We start from the raw sequence: 16,350 nt of genomic DNA on the forward strand, positions 1-16,350 counted from the left end.
CTGATCTCAACATTAATAGTTTAGGCTTAGAATTTTCACGATTTAGAATTTAATGGAAACTGTTTCAAGCTGGCATTCAACAACGTATGAATTTCTTTCAAAAGATCTTCACCGCTATAACTGCCTTTCTGAAGAATTTGCTCCACATATCCCCGCAATTGCATCCATTCTGTGGGGGTTAATTCCGCAGCCGTAATTACGATAACTGGGATATGCGCCCACTGTTCAGCTTTTTGAAGGTCGTGGATCAACTCAAAACCACTTTTTCGGGGAAGAACTAAGTCCAGCAGAATTAGTCTGGGAGCGGACTGTTGGATCAATTGCAAAGCGACTTCACCATCGGCCGCCTCTTGAACTATCCAACCCTGTCGCTGTAATAATCCGCGTAACATTTGTCGGATTATAGGATCATCTTCAACAACTAAAATGTGATTAGCTAGGGGCAGAATATCCGGTTTCCGATCAGGTTGATACTTACTTAGTAAAGTAGCCAGACGCTTCCCATCAAAAGGTTTTGTTAGATAGTCCGATGCACCTAAGGCAAACCCTCGGTTTTTATTGCTGATGAACGATAACACGATCACTGGAATCTCAGCTAGATTAGGATCGGCTTTTAATGTTGATAATACCGCCCAACCGCTCATTTTTGGCAGGATTATATCTAAAATCACGGCATCGGGACGCAATTCTTGGACACGCTGAAGTCCTTCTTCTCCTGTAGCTGCGGTTTCTACCCGCATTCGGTGCTCGATTAGCGATCGCTCGATTAAATTCCGGGTATCGGGATCATCATCAATGACTAAGATCGTTGCCGATGAACTATTAACTGTCAAGGTAGGTTCAACCCAGATTAAATCCGGTTCTGCCAAAGGTTCCTCGGGTTCGGATTCCAATTCCGCTTCTGGGAATAGGGATTGAACCCAGAGGGGCAAATAGACGGTAAAGGTGGAACCCTTGGATAGTTCACTATTAACGCTAATCGAACCCTGCATCATTTGACAAAAGCGTTGACTGATCGTTAGTCCTAATCCCGTTCCCCCATAACGGCGAGTGGTTGAGGCGTCTCCTTGGGTGAAGGGTTCAAATAGTTGTTTTTGTTGTTCGGGAGTAATGCCAATTCCGGTATCTTGAACTTGGAAAGCAATATAGCCTGATTTGGGATCGACGGTCAGATTTTGCGGGTGAACGTCTTCCCAGGGTAGGGTTTGGGCTAGACAAATATCGAGGGTAATTTGGCCTGCTGAGGTGAATTTAGCCGCATTACTAATCAGGTTCAATAAGACCTGTCGAACTTTAGTTAAATCGGCGAGCATGGTGCTGGGGGTATTGGGGGCATAGTGAATGTCCAATGTGTTTCTATTTTGATCTACAAGCGGTTGAGCCGTGGCGACGACACTTTCAATTAACATGGGAATCTCAAAGGTTTCCAAATACAAATCCATCCGCCCCGCTTCTATTTTAGAAATATCCAAAATATCATTAATCAAAGATAGTAAGTTACGTCCAGCCGTGCGAATTCGTTCTAAATCAGGAACAATATCTTCATATCCTGAGTCTCCGGCTTCTTCTGCCAAAATCTCACTATAGCCAATAATCGCATTTAAAGGAGTGCGGAGTTCGTGACTCATATTGGCTAAAAAGCTACTTTTAGCTCGGTTGGCGGCAACGGCGGCTTCCTTGGCTTGTTTCAGGGCTTCTGCGGCTTGTTTACTTTCGGTAATATCTTCGATTGTGCCTTCAAAACAGAGTAGTTGTCCGGTTTGATCTCGAACAGCCCTGGCATTTTCTGAGATCCAAATAATACTTCCATCTCGGCGATAAACCTGGGATTCAAACCTGGATACGGAATTATTGTTTTGAATTGCTGTGATAAATTCGGTTCGACGGTGAGGATTAATATATAATTGACGATCAATATCTGTGATGGTTTGTAATAAATCCTCTGGGGAATTGTAGCCTAAAATTCTTGCCAATGCCGGGTTAGCACTCAGGTATTTCCCTTCTGGAGTGGTTTGACAAATTCCCTCGGCGGCATTTTCAAAAATACTGCGATATTTGGCTTCAGTTTGTCGTAAAAATTCTTCGGTTTGTTTGCGTTCAATGGCATTAGAAAACATTTCTCCTACCATTTTTAATAGGGCAATATTATCCGATGACCAGGTATAACTAGAATAGATAGAATCAAATCGCAGAAAACCTACCAGGGCGCGACGACAGACTAACGGAACTAGAATAATGGATGCAATTGCAGGTAAAGTATCGGTTTCGCAATAAGATGATAATTCTAAACTTTGATGAAATTGTCGTAAATATTCTAAATCCTTTAGTGCTTCTGGGGGTAAATCTTGAATCGCTAGATAAATATTTTCATAGCGGTTGAGTTGTTTTTCTAACCAAGGAATATCAAAAAGGTAGAGTTTTGAGGGTAATATTTTCTTTAATAAATCGGTTAATCTTGCGTTTTCTTGTAGGCCAAGATTTGGACTTTTACTCGCTAACCACTGATAAACCGAATTCATCTGGATTTCCTGATCGGCGAATAAATATAAATAGCTTTGTTCTACCTCAATAAAGATACTAATTCGTTCTAAAGCCTGTTGAATACCATTTTCAATCCCATCGGTGGTTAAACTAATAAAGTGAGTCGATAAATTAGTAATTAATTGTTCAAATTCTACCCGATATTGTAGGGCTTTTTCGACTCGTTTTCTTTGGGTAATATCTCGAAAACTCCAGACTCGCCCAACTAATTTTTCTCCCATTTGGGAAGGATGGGAATATAGCTCAAAAACTCTGCCGTCTTTGAATTCTACCACATCATAAGTTGGTGTTTGCGGTTCAGAAGAAAGCTGCATGACCGTTTTTAGAAATCGAGGCGGATCTTTTAATTGTCTTAACACAAAGGCTAGGGCGGATTGATCGTGGGGAGGCTTGAATAGGGTGGTGGGAACTTGCCACATTTCCACAAATTTCTGATTAAAATTTAAGATTTTTCCCGTGCGATCAACGGCTAAAATTCCGGCATCGGTGGAATCAAAAGTGGCGCGTAGGAGAGAGATCGAACGTTCGGCTTCTAACTGAGCTTGTTTGCGTTCGGTAATGTCTAAAAACACTAAGACGGCTGCTACAAAGGTGTTTTTCTCTAAAATCGGAGTTAATACATAGGAAACGGGTAAAATACTGCCATCGGCGCAGAGAAACTGATCGTCACTGGATTTGATCGGTTCTAGGAAAGAGGTTAACTCTGCGGGGGTGGAGGCGGATTCGGTAAGCTGTTGAAACCCATCTAAGGATAATTGCGATCGCCCTCCAATCCACTCTAAAATCGGGTTCCCGACTAATTCAACTTCCGACCATCCTAGTAGCCTTTCCGCTTCAGGATTCATTGATAACAAACCGCCCTGGGGATTTAAAATACATAACCCCGCGCCGAGGGAACTAATTACGGATTTAGCTCGATCCCTTTCTGCTTGTAAACGAGCTTCTGATTCTTGAGTTTGTTGGTTATATAACTCCAACATTTCCCGGGAAGACATGGTAAGGGAGCGGTCGATTAAATTTCGTTCTCGATCCGCTTTATTGTAGCTGTGGTTAACGACTTCCAGAAATTCTTGCCATGTAGCGAGATCAACCGGAGGAGTTTGTTGATCAAGGCTCAGACGTTTGAGTTGGCGTTGGAGCGCGTAGTGCATAGAATTTCGGGGTTGAAGAAATCGGGATGCAGTCAGGGGAAACAGAGCTAGGGGGGCTAGTTTTCCCAATGTTTTTTGGGGCAACGGATCTAGTTTAGCCTCTGGAATTGGTAAGTCATCAAAATTGAAAAATTAGTTTCTGGAGGATACCTCATCACCCGGGGCAGAACTTTCCTCTTGTTGTTCGGCGATTAGTTTGGGTTGTAGATACAGATTTTCAACTAATATCGAGGAACCTGTTTTGTTTCTGCCAAATTAACAATAGGAACAATAGAAGCGGCTAAAACCACAGAAATCATTAATAGAACGATTAAACCTCGAATTTGCCAGAGCAGAATCAGTAGAAATACAGATGCTAAAATCAGCAGCAGACTAGAGAGGGAAAATGAAATACGTCGTTCAGATTTCATAGATTTTCAGTAAGTTAGTCTCAGGGGTTGATCATGATCGAAAACTATGTTTTAATTCTATTTGCTGCCTTGATTTATTTTAATCATTAAGGGAACATTCGTCAAGAGAAATTATTCATTAATTTATATTTAAGGAAAAAAATATCTATGAAAATTCATGTTGAAGGTTGGCGTTTTATCCCCCATGCTTATAGTATCACCAATCAATTCCAACTTTTGGAACTGTTAAAGCGATCGCAATTAGAAATAACCCATCAAGATATTCCCGGTTTAAAACCCCAGTGGAAACATTTAAACGGATTATTCCCACCTCCATTAGAAACCCAGTTACAACAAATTACTCAAGCAATTAATCCCCCTGCTGATGTTACTATCCGTCTCTATCAACCCTTTAATTTTAACTCATCTCAAAGTCAAAAAACCCTGATCTATACCACTGCTCCTTGGGGAATTTTAATTGATTCTTCGCCACAACTTAAACCCCTATTTCACTTAAAAAATCAAATAATTAATCCCGATGTTACTATGATTACGCCCTCCCAATGGTCACGGGAAGGACTGATCCGCAGTGGTCTAAATCCTGAACAAATAAAGGTTATTCCTTGGGGTGTTGATCCTAAAATTTATTATCCCTTAGATGAAACCGAAAGAAATAGACTTAGAAAACAATGGGGATGGGAAGATTATTTTATATTTTTCCATGTTGGAAGTTTACAGGATCAAGATGGAATTAAACCCATTTTAAAAGCTTTTTCTCGTATTATAGAACGATATCCCCAGGCGCGATTAGTCTTAAAAGGATCGGATTTTTTTCATGACTCTAACCAGTGGTTAACCAGTGCTAGTCAACAAGTATTAACCGAGGAAGAAGTTACTAAAGTTAAACAGCGAGTTGCCTATTTTAATCAAACCCTATCCTGTGCATCCCTAGCCCAATTATACCAAATTTCCGATGCTTATTTAGCGGTGGATATTGCCACTGCTTTTAATTTATCAGTATTAGAAGCAGCAGCATCGGGACTACCGATTATTTATGCTTCTGGAGGAGCCACAGAAGAAATTATTAATCCAGAGTTTAACTTAAAAATAGATACTCGATTTAAAACTCGAATTATTCAAAATCAAAGTCAATTCTTTCTGCATCCAAATTGGAAACATCTGGCAGAATTAATGCAAGAGGTAATAGATAATTCTACCTGGCGAGAACAGGCTAGAAAAACTGCGCCCGAATGGATTAATCAACATTATACCTGGAAACATACCGTTGATCAACTCTTAGAAGTTTGCCAAGATCAAACAGCAATATCCTGGGCAAATCCCATAATTAAAGATTCTGTTTGTTTATCTGATTCCCATAGTATTATTGTCGAAGGATGGCGAGATATTCCCCATTCCTATTCCTTTATTAACAGTTATCAACTGTTAGAAATGGTTAAATATCCAGCTTTAAAAGTTTTTCATAAAGATATTAAATATGTTACCTCAGACTGGAAACCTAGCAAACATTTATTAAGTATCGAAGCTGAAAATATATTAGACCAAATTACTGTTCCTAAAACCGAGGAACAAGTGGATGTTACCCTGCGGGTTTATTGTCCGTTTAATTTAACAGCTTCATCTAGTAAAAAAACCGCTATTTTTGGCTGTACAGAATGGGGAATTGTGCCACGTTCTATTTTAAATGGTATGAAAATTGAATGTTTTAGAGAAGCTCATCGGAATTCTGATACCTTAATTATTACCTCCTCCCATTGGTCGAGGGAAGGATTTATTCGCAGTGGCGCTGTTCCTGAACGAGTAGTGGTAATTCCTTTAGGAATTGACCCTAATATTTATCATCCTTTACCCGAAGAAAAACGACAGGAATTAAGAAAAAAATTTGGCTGGAATGATGGTTTTATCTTCCTGAATATTGGGGTAATGTGGAATGAACGTCAGGGAATTGATCGGATTTTAAAAGCCTTTGCTCAAATTACAGAAAAATATCCCCAAGCCCGATTAGTTTTAAAAGGGAGAGATGCAATTTTTCCTTCTAAAGACTATCTCAAACAAGCTACAAAAGACACATTAAACGAGACAGAAATACAACGGATTTCCTCTCGAATGGTTTATATTGGTAATAACTTATCATCCTTAGAAATGGCACAATTGTATCAAGCCGCCGATGCTTATGTGTCTCCTTATGCCGCCGAAGGGTTTAATCTTCCGGTGTTAGAAGCGATGGCTTCTGGTATTCCCGTTATCTGTACCGACGGGGGGCCAACGGATGATTTTACCGATGAAAAATTAGTCTATAAAATCAGAAGTAAATTTGAGAAAATGACTTTAAAAACAGGAGAAACTCGATTCTTTTTAGAACCGGATCAGGAACATTTATTACAGTTAATGGAAATGGTAATTCAAAAAGAAACCCTTTATCAATTCCTCCAAAAAATCGGGCCTGATTTTGTCTCAAAAAGATTTACCTGGAAAATTGTTGTTGAGCAATTATTAAAGGTTTTATTCCACAATCTTTAATTCTAAAATTGTCATCTGGGAAAGAATAGGATACACTGAAAATTACCAGTTAAATTTTTGACGTTTTTGGTAGTACCCCTATGCAGTCCACCGTCACACCTAAGACAGAATTAACCATGGATGACCCCAAGCGGGGAATGCCTGTCACCATTATTACAGGATTCCTAGGAAGTGGGAAAACCACCCTGCTGAATCATATTTTATCCAATCAGCAGGGAATCAAAACCGCCGTCCTGGTGAATGAATTTGGTGAAATTGGAATTGATAATGAATTGATTATCAATACCGATGAAGATAATACAATGGTTGAGTTAAGTAATGGCTGCGTTTGTTGCACCATTAATGAAGATTTAGTTAATGCGGTTTATAAGGTTTTAGAACGTCCTGAAAAAGTGGATTATATGGTGGTAGAAACCACCGGACTCGCCGATCCGCTTCCGGTCGCTCTGACTTTTTTAAGTACAGAATTAAGGGATATGACTCGTTTAGATTCCATTGTAACATTAGTAGATTGTGCTAATTTTAGTTTGGATTTATTCAATAGTCAAGCCGCCAATAGTCAGATTGTCTATGGGGATATTATTGTTTTAAATAAAACCGATTTAGTCGATGAAGCCGAGGTAGATTTATTGGAAGTCAGAATTCGGGATATGAAAAAAGATGCCCGAATTTTACGCACCACTAACTCTCAAGTTTCCTTACCTTTAATTCTGAGTGTTGGATTATTCCAATCCGATCAATATTTTGATGATCAATCCCATGAACATGACCATCATGAGCACAAACATGATCACGACCATGACCATGATGATCATGTCTGTGATCCAGATTGTGAGCACGATCATGATCATGATCATCACCACCATTCTAATCACTTAGAAAATGATGGTTTTACCTCCCTTTCTTTCCAAAGTGATCAACCCCTTTCTTTAAGAAAATTTCAATACTTTTTGGATAACCAACTTCCCGCAAGTGTGTTTCGAGCCAAAGGAATTTTATGGTTTGATGAAAGTCCCAAACGTCATATTTTTCATCTGAGTGGAAAACGGTTTTCAATTGATGATGATGAGTGGAAAACCGAACCCAAAACCCAGTTAGTTTTAATTGGTCAGGAATTAGATCATGAAATTCTACGATCTCAACTCAATCATTGTTTATGTCTTCCCTCTACCAGTCGTGGAAAAGGATTTGGGAAATAAAATATTAGTTAATAGGTGAACAATAGTAATGGTGCGTGTACTGATAATACGCACCCTACTATTAACTGATGACTAATAACTGATTACTGATTACTGATATGCGGGTAATTGTTCAACGAGTTAATGCGTCTCAAGTTACTGTCGGAGGTGAAATCATCGGTCAAATTGGGAGAGGACTCAACCTATTAGTAGGAATTGCTCAAACAGATACCGAAATAGAAATTAATTGGATGGTGCGAAAATGCTTAGAATTAAGATTATTTTCCGATCCCCAAACCAACACTGGAAAATGGGAAAAATCCATTCAAGAAATTCAAGGTGAATTATTAGTGGTAAGTCAATTTACTCTCTATGGGGACTGTCGCAAGGGTCGGCGTCCGTCCTTTGATCGTTCAGCACCTCCAGCAACGGCTGAAAAGCTTTATCAACAGTTTGTTGAACAATTGCGTTTGAGTGGTTTAAAAGTAGAAACAGGGAAATTTGGCGCCATGATGCAAGTTTCAATCGAAAATGATGGCCCGGTTACGTTAATCTTAGAAAAAGAAGCAAACTCTTAATTATTTCTATTATAAAATATTTAGAAAAATGACTATTTCGATTGATTTTGGAACCAGTAATACAGTGATTTCCCGTTGGAATTCGGCGACACAAAAACCCGAAACCTTAAAACTGCCTAATTTATCTCAAATTTCCAGCCAAAATCCTCCCCTAATTCCGAGTTTAGTTTATTTAAAAGATGCGAGTCAACCGGATATTTTATTGGGTCAACAAGTACGAGATGGAGGATATGATATTAGTAATAATCCTCGTTTTTTCAAGAATTTTAAACGGGGAATTGGGAGTAATATTCAGGGATTTTTACCCGAAATTGATGGTCAAATTATTAGCTTTGAACGAGTGGGAGAATTGTTTTTAAGAGGAATTGTGAATGCTATTCGTCAAATACCTATGGAGGTTGATTCTTTGGTATTTACCGTTCCAGTTGACAGCTTTGAATCCTATCGTTATTGGCTTGGAAAAGTATCTGAATCTCTTGATGTAGAACAGGTAAAACTGTTAGATGAACCCACGGCGGCTGCTTTAGGTTATGGATTAGCAGATCAAGAGCTTTTGCTGGTAATTGATTTAGGTGGAGGAACGTTAGATCTCTCCCTAGTTCGTTTAGAAGCAAATAACAATAAAAAACCGTTAGGTTTTATTTTAAAATGGGGGCAAAAATCCTTTACAGAATCATCAGGACAACGGGTACAAACTGCTAGAGTTTTAGCGAAAGCGGGGCAAAATTTAGGGGGTTCTGATATTGATAATTGGTTATTAGATTACTTTACTAAAACCCAAGGTTTACCCAAAAATAGCCTAACTAATCGTTTAGCTGAACGTTTAAAAATTCAATTATCTTTACAAACTCAAGCGACAGAAGTTTATTTTGATGACCAAACCTTAGATAGTTATGAATTAACCTTAACGCGGAACCAGTTTGAAACTATTCTTACTAATGCTAGTTTTTTTGAAACCTTAGATGATTCTATTGGTAAAGTTTTCCAACAAGCTCGCCGTCAAGGAATTGAAGTTTCTGATATCAATGCTGTTTTATTAGTGGGAGGAAGTGCTCAAATTCCATCGGTACAAACTTGGATTCAGCAATATTTTGAGAATGATAAAATTCGCCGTAAAAAACCTTTTGAGGCGATTTCCCATGGTGCTTTACAACTAAATCAAGGGACAAAAATAGAAGATTTTTTATATCATAGTTATGGGGTTCGCTATTGGAATCGTCGGGATAATTGCCATAGTTGGCATTCAATTATAAGATCAGGTCAACCCTATCCGATGACGACACCCATAGAATTAATGTTGGGTGCATCTTTGGAAAATCAACCCAGTATTGAATTGATTTTAGGAGAATTGGGGGATAAAACCGGAGGAACAGAGGTTTATTTTGATGGCGATCGTTTGGTCACTCGTCGTTTAGATCAAAGCCAAATTGTTCAATCTTTAAATGATACCCCAGGCGGTCGCACCATTGCTCAATTAGCCCCTCTAGGAAACCCAGGAAGTGATCGGATTAAAGTCTTATTTCAAGTAGATGAAAAACGATTTTTAAGAATTACGGTTGAAGACTTATTAACCGATAAACTGCTTTTAGAAAATCAAATTGTTGTCCAGTTAAGTTAGAGGGAAATACCAGATTTATGATGTTAAAAGTTTACCCTAATTGTGAGAGAGAAAACTATGCGATCGCGAGCTATTCGGGAAGGTTCTGTGGGTTTATTAATTTTGTTGGGATTGGGTTTACTCGGAGCCGTAGTTTTATGGCTGAAAAATATTAGTTTAGGAAGTCGTAGTTACACAATTATTGCAGAATTTTCTGATGCGTCTGCATTACAAATCGGAACAGTTGTCAGATATCGAGGGGTTAAAGTGGGTCGATTGGTTCAACTTAAAGCATCCTTAAATGCTGTTGATGCCATTTTAGAAATTACACCGAGTAGTTTTATTATTCCTCGCAATGTGATCATTCAATCTAACCAAATTGGTTTATTAAATGAAGGATATATTGATATTATTCCCAAGGAAAAATTTTCTCAAAACTTCGCAGATGCAGATCCGCTTAGTCCCGATTGTCCTGAAACTATTCTTTGTAATAATACTCGCATTCCTGGAGAGCTAGGAATTGATATTATGAAACTAATTGGCAGTTTATATCAATTTGCAGAAATCTATGGAAATCCAGAGTTATTTGCTAACCTAAATGCCGCCGCCAAAACCAGTTCTAGTGCCGCACAAGAAGCCATCAATTTAAGTGGGAAAATATCGGATTTTTTAGCCACTACTGAGTCAGAAATTAGGCAATTAAATGGGTCTGTAGATACTGGAATCATTGGTTTAAATCAATCAGTTAGTCAAGGAGTTAATGCTTTGACTTCAGAAATAACCAATCTTTCAACTGGTGTTCAAAGAGATACAGAAGAAGTCACTAAAGCTACTGTTAATTCTGCCAATTCTATCAGTCAGGCGGCGAATCAAGTTAGCGCTCTTAGTAATCAATTTAGTGGATTATTAGCGAATAATCGATCTAGTTTAATTTCTACTTTAGAAAATATTAATCAAACCACCAAGGAACTCAGTGTTTTAGTCGGAAGTCTAACCCCGATCATGACTCAATTAGAACAGGCTAATATTATTAAAAATTTGGAAGCCGCCTCAGCTAATGCAGAAGCCACATCAGCTAACCTCAGAGATTTATCAAAGGGAGTCAGTGACCCTGAAAATTTAATCCTCATTCAACAAACTTTAAATTCAACCAGAAATACACTACAAACTATTCAAAAAATTAGTGAAGATGTTAACCAAGTAACCGGGGATGAACAATTACAAAATAACCTGAAAAACTTAATTAATGGTTTGGGGAGATTATTTAACTCAACTCAAAGTTTAGAAAGACAAAAATCAATGTCGGAAAAATTAGAACCTCTCGCAGAAGCCGTTAAAAAAACTCAGGTTACACTCTCAACTATTAATCAATCTTCAACCCTAAAACAGCCTGGTTTTGAAGCGAATGAAAGGGTAAATCAACTGATGAATTCTGCTACAGATTATTCTATTGATCAAAATCAAAAATTTGTTTTTCCACCCCAATTTAATCAAGAATAGGAAATAGCTTAACTTAAGGAAAACATTTTATTATCTAGTGTTTTAAGCGGTTCAACTTTTATATCTTCGATTTGTGGAAAAACATCAATAAATCTTTCTCTAATTTGATCAAAAATATCTAGCTGATTTTCATAAGTCAGATATAGTTTAGTTCTAATATCTTCCTCACTATTGACTATACTCTCTAAAGTTTTGTATTTACCTTTCAGAGAGTATAAAGGTTTTTCATGTATTCTAAGGCGAAGACCAGGGTTCCTTTTACAGTAGAAAATATGATTTTCCATTCCAACCCATTTATAGCTTGTCCATTTGCAATACGTCTTAAATCAATAATTGCACGCAAGATTTGGGTTTTTCCTGCACCTGATACGCCTACAAAAAGGGTTAAATTTGAGGAAAATTTGATTTCATCAAAATCCCAACCCAAAAAATTATTTTTTAGTCGAAGTGAAATAATCTTCATAACTTAAAAGTTTGTTATTTTTCAAAGTACCCAACCTATGTGCATTGTTGCAAGTAATATTGGCGATCATCTATGCAGAAACTATTATACAAACAAAAACACCCTTCCGATTTATCACTGGAAGGGGGTTTTTGATTATTAACCTGGCACCGAGCTATTTTCCCAGGAGGCTACCCTCCAAGTATCTTCGCCGTATCAGCGTTTCACTTCCGAGTTCGAGATGGATCGGAGTGGTTCCACTGAGCCATAGGCACCAGGAAAGCTCTACAAACTTTTACCTGGGTTTGAGGTTTGCAGCCGTTTGTGTTTTGCTTGCCTCTCACAACTTACTAATCTACTCGCTTTTTCTGGGAATGTCAACCCCTTTTTAAAACTTTTTTTTGATATCGCTAAAACCTATACTGTTCAGCGTTTCTAGGATTAGGGGGCAGCCCTCAACCCCAAATATGGCAGAATAGAAAAGATTGTCTAAAATTGCCCAACTTGTCGAAACATGACTGCAACGACCCCAACCCAAGCCACGAAATACGAACCCTTTAGTACCGAGGCCAAATGGCAACAGTATTGGGAAGCTCATCAGGTGTTTAAAGCTGACCCCAACCAACCCGGAGAACCCTATTGTATTATGATTCCCCCCCCCAACGTGACGGGAAATCTCCATATCGGTCATGCTGTTAATAATTCCCTAATTGATGCTCTGATTCGGTATCATCGGATGAAGGGTTATAACGCGCTGTATTTGCCGGGGATGGATCACGCCAGTATTGCAGTCCAAACGATTTTAGAACGACAACTGAAAGCAGAAGGGAAAACTCGCGACGATTTAGGGCGAGAAAAATTTTTACAACGAGCTTGGGAATGGAAACAAGAATCTGGCGGAACAATTGTTAATCAGTTGCGACGTTTGGGGGTTTCTTGTGACTGGACACGGGAACGATTTACCCTAGATGAAGGGTTATCAAAAGCGGTATTAGAAGCCTTTATTAGATTATATGAAGATGGGTTAATTTATCGGGGAAAATATTTAGTTAATTGGTGTCCGGCTAGTCAATCGGCGGTATCGGATTTAGAAGTAGAAAATAAAGAAGTTGATGGGAATTTGTGGCATTTTCGCTATCCTTTAACCGATGGTAGTGGTTATGTAGAAGTAGCAACCACCCGACCGGAAACGATGTTGGGGGATACGGCGGTAGCGGTGAATCCTAATGATATTCGCTATAAAGATTTAATTGGGAAAACAGTAATTTTACCGATTATTAAACGGGAAATTCCGATTATTGGGGATGATTTTGTTGACCCGAATTTTGGTACGGGTTGTGTTAAGGTAACTCCGGCCCATGATCCGAATGATTTTCAAATGGGTCAACGGCATCAACTGCCGATGATTAATATTATGAATCAGGATGGTTCGTTAAATGAAAACGCGGGGCCATTTGCCGGACAGGATAGATTTGTCGCCCGAAAAAATCTGATTCAATTCCTGAAAGATAAGGGATTTTTAGTTAAAATTGAGGACTATAAACATACGGTTCCCTATAGCGATCGCGGTAAAGTTCCGGTAGAACCGCTATTATCAACTCAATGGTTTGTTAAAATTCGTCCCCTGGCAGATAAGGCGTTAAATTGTTTAGATCAACAGGATTCTCCTGTCTTTGTTCCTGACCGTTGGACTAAGGTTTATCGAGATTGGCTAGTTAAATTAGATGATTGGTGTATTTCTCGACAATTGTGGTGGGGGCATCAAATTCCGGCTTGGTATGCGGTTAGTGAAACGGGCGGTAAAATTAGCGATAATACGCCGTTTGTAGTAGCTAGAACGGAAACAGAAGCCCAGGAAAAAGCGATCGCCAAATTCGGAGAAACTGTTATTTTAGAACAAGATCCTGATGTTTTAGATACTTGGTTTTCCTCCGGTTTATGGCCGTTTTCTACCTTGGGATGGCCGGAAGAAACTTTAGATTTAAGCAAATATTATCCTACCAGTACCCTATCAACAGGTTTTGATATTATCTTTTTCTGGGTTGCCCGGATGACGATGATGGGAGCATATTTTACCGATAAAATGCCCTTCAAAACCGTATATATTCACGGGTTAATTCGGGATGAAAATGGCAAGAAAATGTCAAAATCCGCCGGAAACGGTATTGATCCGTTATTACTGATCGATAAATACGGAACCGATGCGGTGCGGTTTACCTTAATGAAAGAAGTCATCGGAGCAGGGCAGGATATTCGTTTAGAATATAACCGAGAAACCGACGAATCTGCATCTGTTGAAGCCTCTCGAAATTTTGCCAATAAACTCTGGAATGCGTCTCGGTTTGTGATGATGAATTTAGACGGAAAATCTCCCAAACAGTTAGGAGAACCAAATATTAATCAGTTAGAACTGAGTGATAAATGGATTCTATCTCGCTTTAACCAAACCGTAAAACAAACCCATGAGGATATGGATAATTACGGTATTGGTGAAGCGGCTAAAGGCATTTATGAGTTTATTTGGGGAGATTTTTGTGATTGGTATATTGAATTAGCTAAACCCCGTTTACAAGGAGAAAATAACGCCTCTCGTCAGGTTTCCCAACAAACTTTAGCTTATGTTTTAGAAGGGATTTTAAAACTTCTCCACCCGTTTATGCCCCATATTACCGAAGAAATTTGGCATAGTTTAACGCAAACGGGAGAAGAATCTTGTTTAGCGTTGCAACCCTATCCGGTGGTGGTAGAAGATAATGTATTAGACCTGGAAGTGCAACGGTTAGGAAAGTTTGTTAATGATCCTGATTCAATTTTAGGTCAATCCATCACAATTTTGTTTGAATTACCGGAGGTTTTAGGAGGTTTCTTTAAACAATATCAAAAACCTCTAATTCTGACGGGTCTATTTTTCGTTGCTTTTTTAACGGTTAAATGTTTTGTGGCGGCGTTAAATGCCCTTAACGAGTTACCCTTAGTCTCTACCATTTTTGAACTAATTGGGATGGGATATTCGGGTTGGTTTGTGTATCGATATTTGCTAAAAGCGTCCCAACGGGAGGAACTTGGGAAGATTTTAGAGGAGTTGAAAACGGAATTTATCGGGAGTGCAAAAGCCGATAATAACCTTGAAATTCCTAACATTTATTCCGAAATTTATCAAGAGCAATCTAGTGAAATTATCAGCATTATTGATCCGAAACTAGAGGTGGATTTTGAGTTAATTATTGGGGCAATTCGTACCGTCCGAAATTTACGCGCGGAGGCGGATATTAAACCCAAGGTTAAGGTTAACGCTATTCTGCAAAGCGAAAGCACCAAGGAACAAAAAATTTTGAAACAAGGACAAACCTATATTCAAGAGTTAGGAAAAGTTGAAGCGTTAACTATTACAGAAAAGTTAACTGGAAATGAAGGACAAAGTATTGCGGGAGTCGTGGGAACTGTACAGGTATTAATGCCTTTAGCCGGGGTGGTTGATTTAGCTGCATTTCAAACGAAATTACAGAAAAAATTAGCAAAAGTTGAAAAAGAAATTCAAGGGTTACAACGTAATTTGAATAACTCTAATTTTGTTAACCGTGCCGAACCGGAAGTTGTAGAAAATACCCGCAATAGTTTAGCTGAAGCGCAAAAACAAGCGGAAATTCTCCAACAACGGTTAAGTCAATTTAACTAACTTTTTAACCCCCCTAACCCCCCTTAGAAAAGGGGGAATCGAGGGCTGTTTCCTCCCCCCCTAGCTCCCCATGCACGAGGGGTTTGGGGGTCTGTTCCCTGTTCTAAGAGTGCGTAGAGCTATAGACTGAATGAATCAAGATTTAGGTTTATTTTTGTTGGGAATTGCTGTTTTAACTCTGTATTTAATCCTATCTGCATTAACAGAAATGGGAACAAAACTTCCCTGGAAAAAGTAGAGCTATTTTCCTAGTTTATGGGATTATAGCAACGGCCAAGGCAGTTAGGACACCAGACCGATATTGGAACTCAGACAGTGAAGTATTTCCCTCCTGTTCCCTCCCCCCCAATCCCCCCGTGCACGGGCGGGGGCTGTTCCGGTGTTCCCTGCTATAACAAGGCTTTTTGAACAGCTTTAATCACCTCTTGAGCTTTAAATGGTTTAATTAAATATCCAGAAGGATTAGTTTCTTGGCTGCGTTCAATCATTGAATTATCAGAATAAGCCGTAATATAAATAATCGGAATTTGATGATGTTCTCGAATGCGTTTAGCTGTTTCAATACCATCTAATTCCCCGCGTAAATGAATATCCATTAAAATTAAATCCGGGGGATTTTTCGCAACCTGTTCTAAGGCTTTTTCTCCAGAATTAATCCGAGAAATAACTGTATACCCTTGTTTTTTCAAACTTCTGGCGATACTTTCAGCGGCAATTAACTCATCTTCTACAATTAAAATAGTAGCTGTCATTTGGTTAA

10 protein-coding genes and 1 rRNA gene are annotated in these 16,350 nt (G+C 38.8%); 6 read left to right on the forward strand and 5 right to left on the reverse strand.

Annotated features, from left to right (window positions below):
- Nucleotides 1–35 precede the first annotated feature (35 nt).
- Both NMG88_RS01160 and NMG88_RS01165 read right to left on the reverse strand, forming a co-directional pair.
- Entirely contained in the window at nucleotides 36–3,692 is a 3,657-nt protein-coding gene (locus NMG88_RS01160; RefSeq protein WP_235765548.1) for a PAS domain S-box protein, read from the reverse strand.
- A 221-nt stretch (nucleotides 3,693–3,913) separates the two neighbouring features.
- Nucleotides 3,914–4,102: a hypothetical protein gene (locus NMG88_RS01165; RefSeq protein WP_227349882.1), complete on the reverse strand. Its 189-nt coding sequence runs from the start codon at nucleotides 4,100–4,102 to the stop codon at nucleotides 3,914–3,916.
- Between the two features lie 147 nt (nucleotides 4,103–4,249).
- Here NMG88_RS01165 and NMG88_RS01170 point away from each other — a divergent pair, with 147 nt between their 5' ends.
- From NMG88_RS01170 to NMG88_RS01190, 5 genes are all read left to right on the forward strand, one after another.
- Nucleotides 4,250–6,619 (forward strand): glycosyltransferase family 4 protein, encoded by a 2,370-nt coding sequence (locus NMG88_RS01170; protein WP_227357713.1) that lies wholly within the window; start codon nucleotides 4,250–4,252, stop codon nucleotides 6,617–6,619.
- Between the two features lie 80 nt (nucleotides 6,620–6,699).
- Complete coding sequence (locus NMG88_RS01175) at nucleotides 6,700–7,818, forward strand: CobW family GTP-binding protein (protein WP_026793704.1); 1,119 nt, start codon at nucleotides 6,700–6,702, stop codon at nucleotides 7,816–7,818.
- A 98-nt stretch (nucleotides 7,819–7,916) separates the two neighbouring features.
- Nucleotides 7,917–8,375 carry a D-aminoacyl-tRNA deacylase gene (gene dtd, locus NMG88_RS01180; RefSeq protein WP_026793703.1) on the forward strand — a complete coding sequence of 153 codons (459 nt, stop codon included), beginning with the start codon at nucleotides 7,917–7,919 and terminating at the stop codon, nucleotides 8,373–8,375.
- A 28-nt stretch (nucleotides 8,376–8,403) separates the two neighbouring features.
- Nucleotides 8,404–9,993 carry an Hsp70 family protein gene (locus NMG88_RS01185; RefSeq protein ID WP_254034513.1) on the forward strand — a complete coding sequence of 530 codons (1,590 nt, stop codon included), beginning with the start codon at nucleotides 8,404–8,406 and terminating at the stop codon, nucleotides 9,991–9,993.
- Between the two features lie 57 nt (nucleotides 9,994–10,050).
- Nucleotides 10,051–11,472 (forward strand): MlaD family protein, encoded by a 1,422-nt coding sequence (locus NMG88_RS01190; protein ID WP_052369318.1) that lies wholly within the window; start codon nucleotides 10,051–10,053, stop codon nucleotides 11,470–11,472.
- 205 nt (nucleotides 11,473–11,677) lie between these two features.
- Here NMG88_RS01190 and NMG88_RS01195 read toward each other — a convergent pair whose 3' ends face one another.
- Together NMG88_RS01195 and rrf are read right to left on the reverse strand one after the other, a co-directional pair.
- Complete coding sequence (locus NMG88_RS01195) at nucleotides 11,678–11,935, reverse strand: AAA family ATPase (RefSeq protein ID WP_235750876.1); 258 nt, start codon at nucleotides 11,933–11,935, stop codon at nucleotides 11,678–11,680.
- Between the two features lie 141 nt (nucleotides 11,936–12,076).
- Nucleotides 12,077–12,193: ribosomal RNA gene (gene rrf, locus NMG88_RS01200) — 5S ribosomal RNA — on the reverse strand.
- 235 nt (nucleotides 12,194–12,428) lie between these two features.
- Between rrf and NMG88_RS01205 the strand changes: the two genes are divergently transcribed.
- Nucleotides 12,429–15,590: a valine--tRNA ligase gene (locus tag NMG88_RS01205; RefSeq protein ID WP_254035030.1), complete on the forward strand. Its 3,162-nt coding sequence runs from the start codon at nucleotides 12,429–12,431 to the stop codon at nucleotides 15,588–15,590.
- 389 nt (nucleotides 15,591–15,979) lie between these two features.
- Here the strand turns inward: NMG88_RS01205 and NMG88_RS01210 are convergent, their stop codons facing one another.
- The gene (locus NMG88_RS01210; RefSeq protein ID WP_042151059.1) at nucleotides 15,980–16,342 is read right to left on the reverse strand and encodes a response regulator; all 363 of its coding nucleotides are present in this window, start codon (nucleotides 16,340–16,342) and stop codon (nucleotides 15,980–15,982) included.
- Nucleotides 16,343–16,350 lie beyond the last annotated feature (8 nt).

The sequence above is a fragment of the Planktothrix agardhii genome, from assembly GCF_904830935.1.
Lineage (GTDB): Bacteria > Cyanobacteriota > Cyanobacteriia > Cyanobacteriales > Microcoleaceae > Planktothrix > Planktothrix agardhii.

Bases quoted from the DNA above. Each gene is read 5' to 3' on its own strand.
- dtd (WP_026793703.1), top strand. From the start codon at position 7,917: ATGCGGGTAATTGTTCAACGAGTTAATGCGTCTCAAGTTACTGTCGGA.
- NMG88_RS01165 (WP_227349882.1), bottom strand. From the start codon at position 4,102: ATGAAATCTGAACGACGTATTTCATTTTCCCTCTCTAGTCTGCTGCTG.
- NMG88_RS01175 (WP_026793704.1), top strand. From the start codon at position 6,700: ATGCAGTCCACCGTCACACCTAAGACAGAATTAACCATGGATGACCCC.
- NMG88_RS01205 (WP_254035030.1), top strand. From the start codon at position 12,429: ATGACTGCAACGACCCCAACCCAAGCCACGAAATACGAACCCTTTAGT.
- NMG88_RS01195 (WP_235750876.1), bottom strand. From the start codon at position 11,935: ATGAAGATTATTTCACTTCGACTAAAAAATAATTTTTTGGGTTGGGAT.
- NMG88_RS01160 (WP_235765548.1), bottom strand. From the start codon at position 3,692: ATGCACTACGCGCTCCAACGCCAACTCAAACGTCTGAGCCTTGATCAA.
- NMG88_RS01190 (WP_052369318.1), top strand. From the start codon at position 10,051: ATGCGATCGCGAGCTATTCGGGAAGGTTCTGTGGGTTTATTAATTTTG.
- NMG88_RS01170 (WP_227357713.1), top strand. From the start codon at position 4,250: ATGAAAATTCATGTTGAAGGTTGGCGTTTTATCCCCCATGCTTATAGT.
- NMG88_RS01185 (WP_254034513.1), top strand. From the start codon at position 8,404: ATGACTATTTCGATTGATTTTGGAACCAGTAATACAGTGATTTCCCGT.
- NMG88_RS01210 (WP_042151059.1), bottom strand. From the start codon at position 16,342: ATGACAGCTACTATTTTAATTGTAGAAGATGAGTTAATTGCCGCTGAA.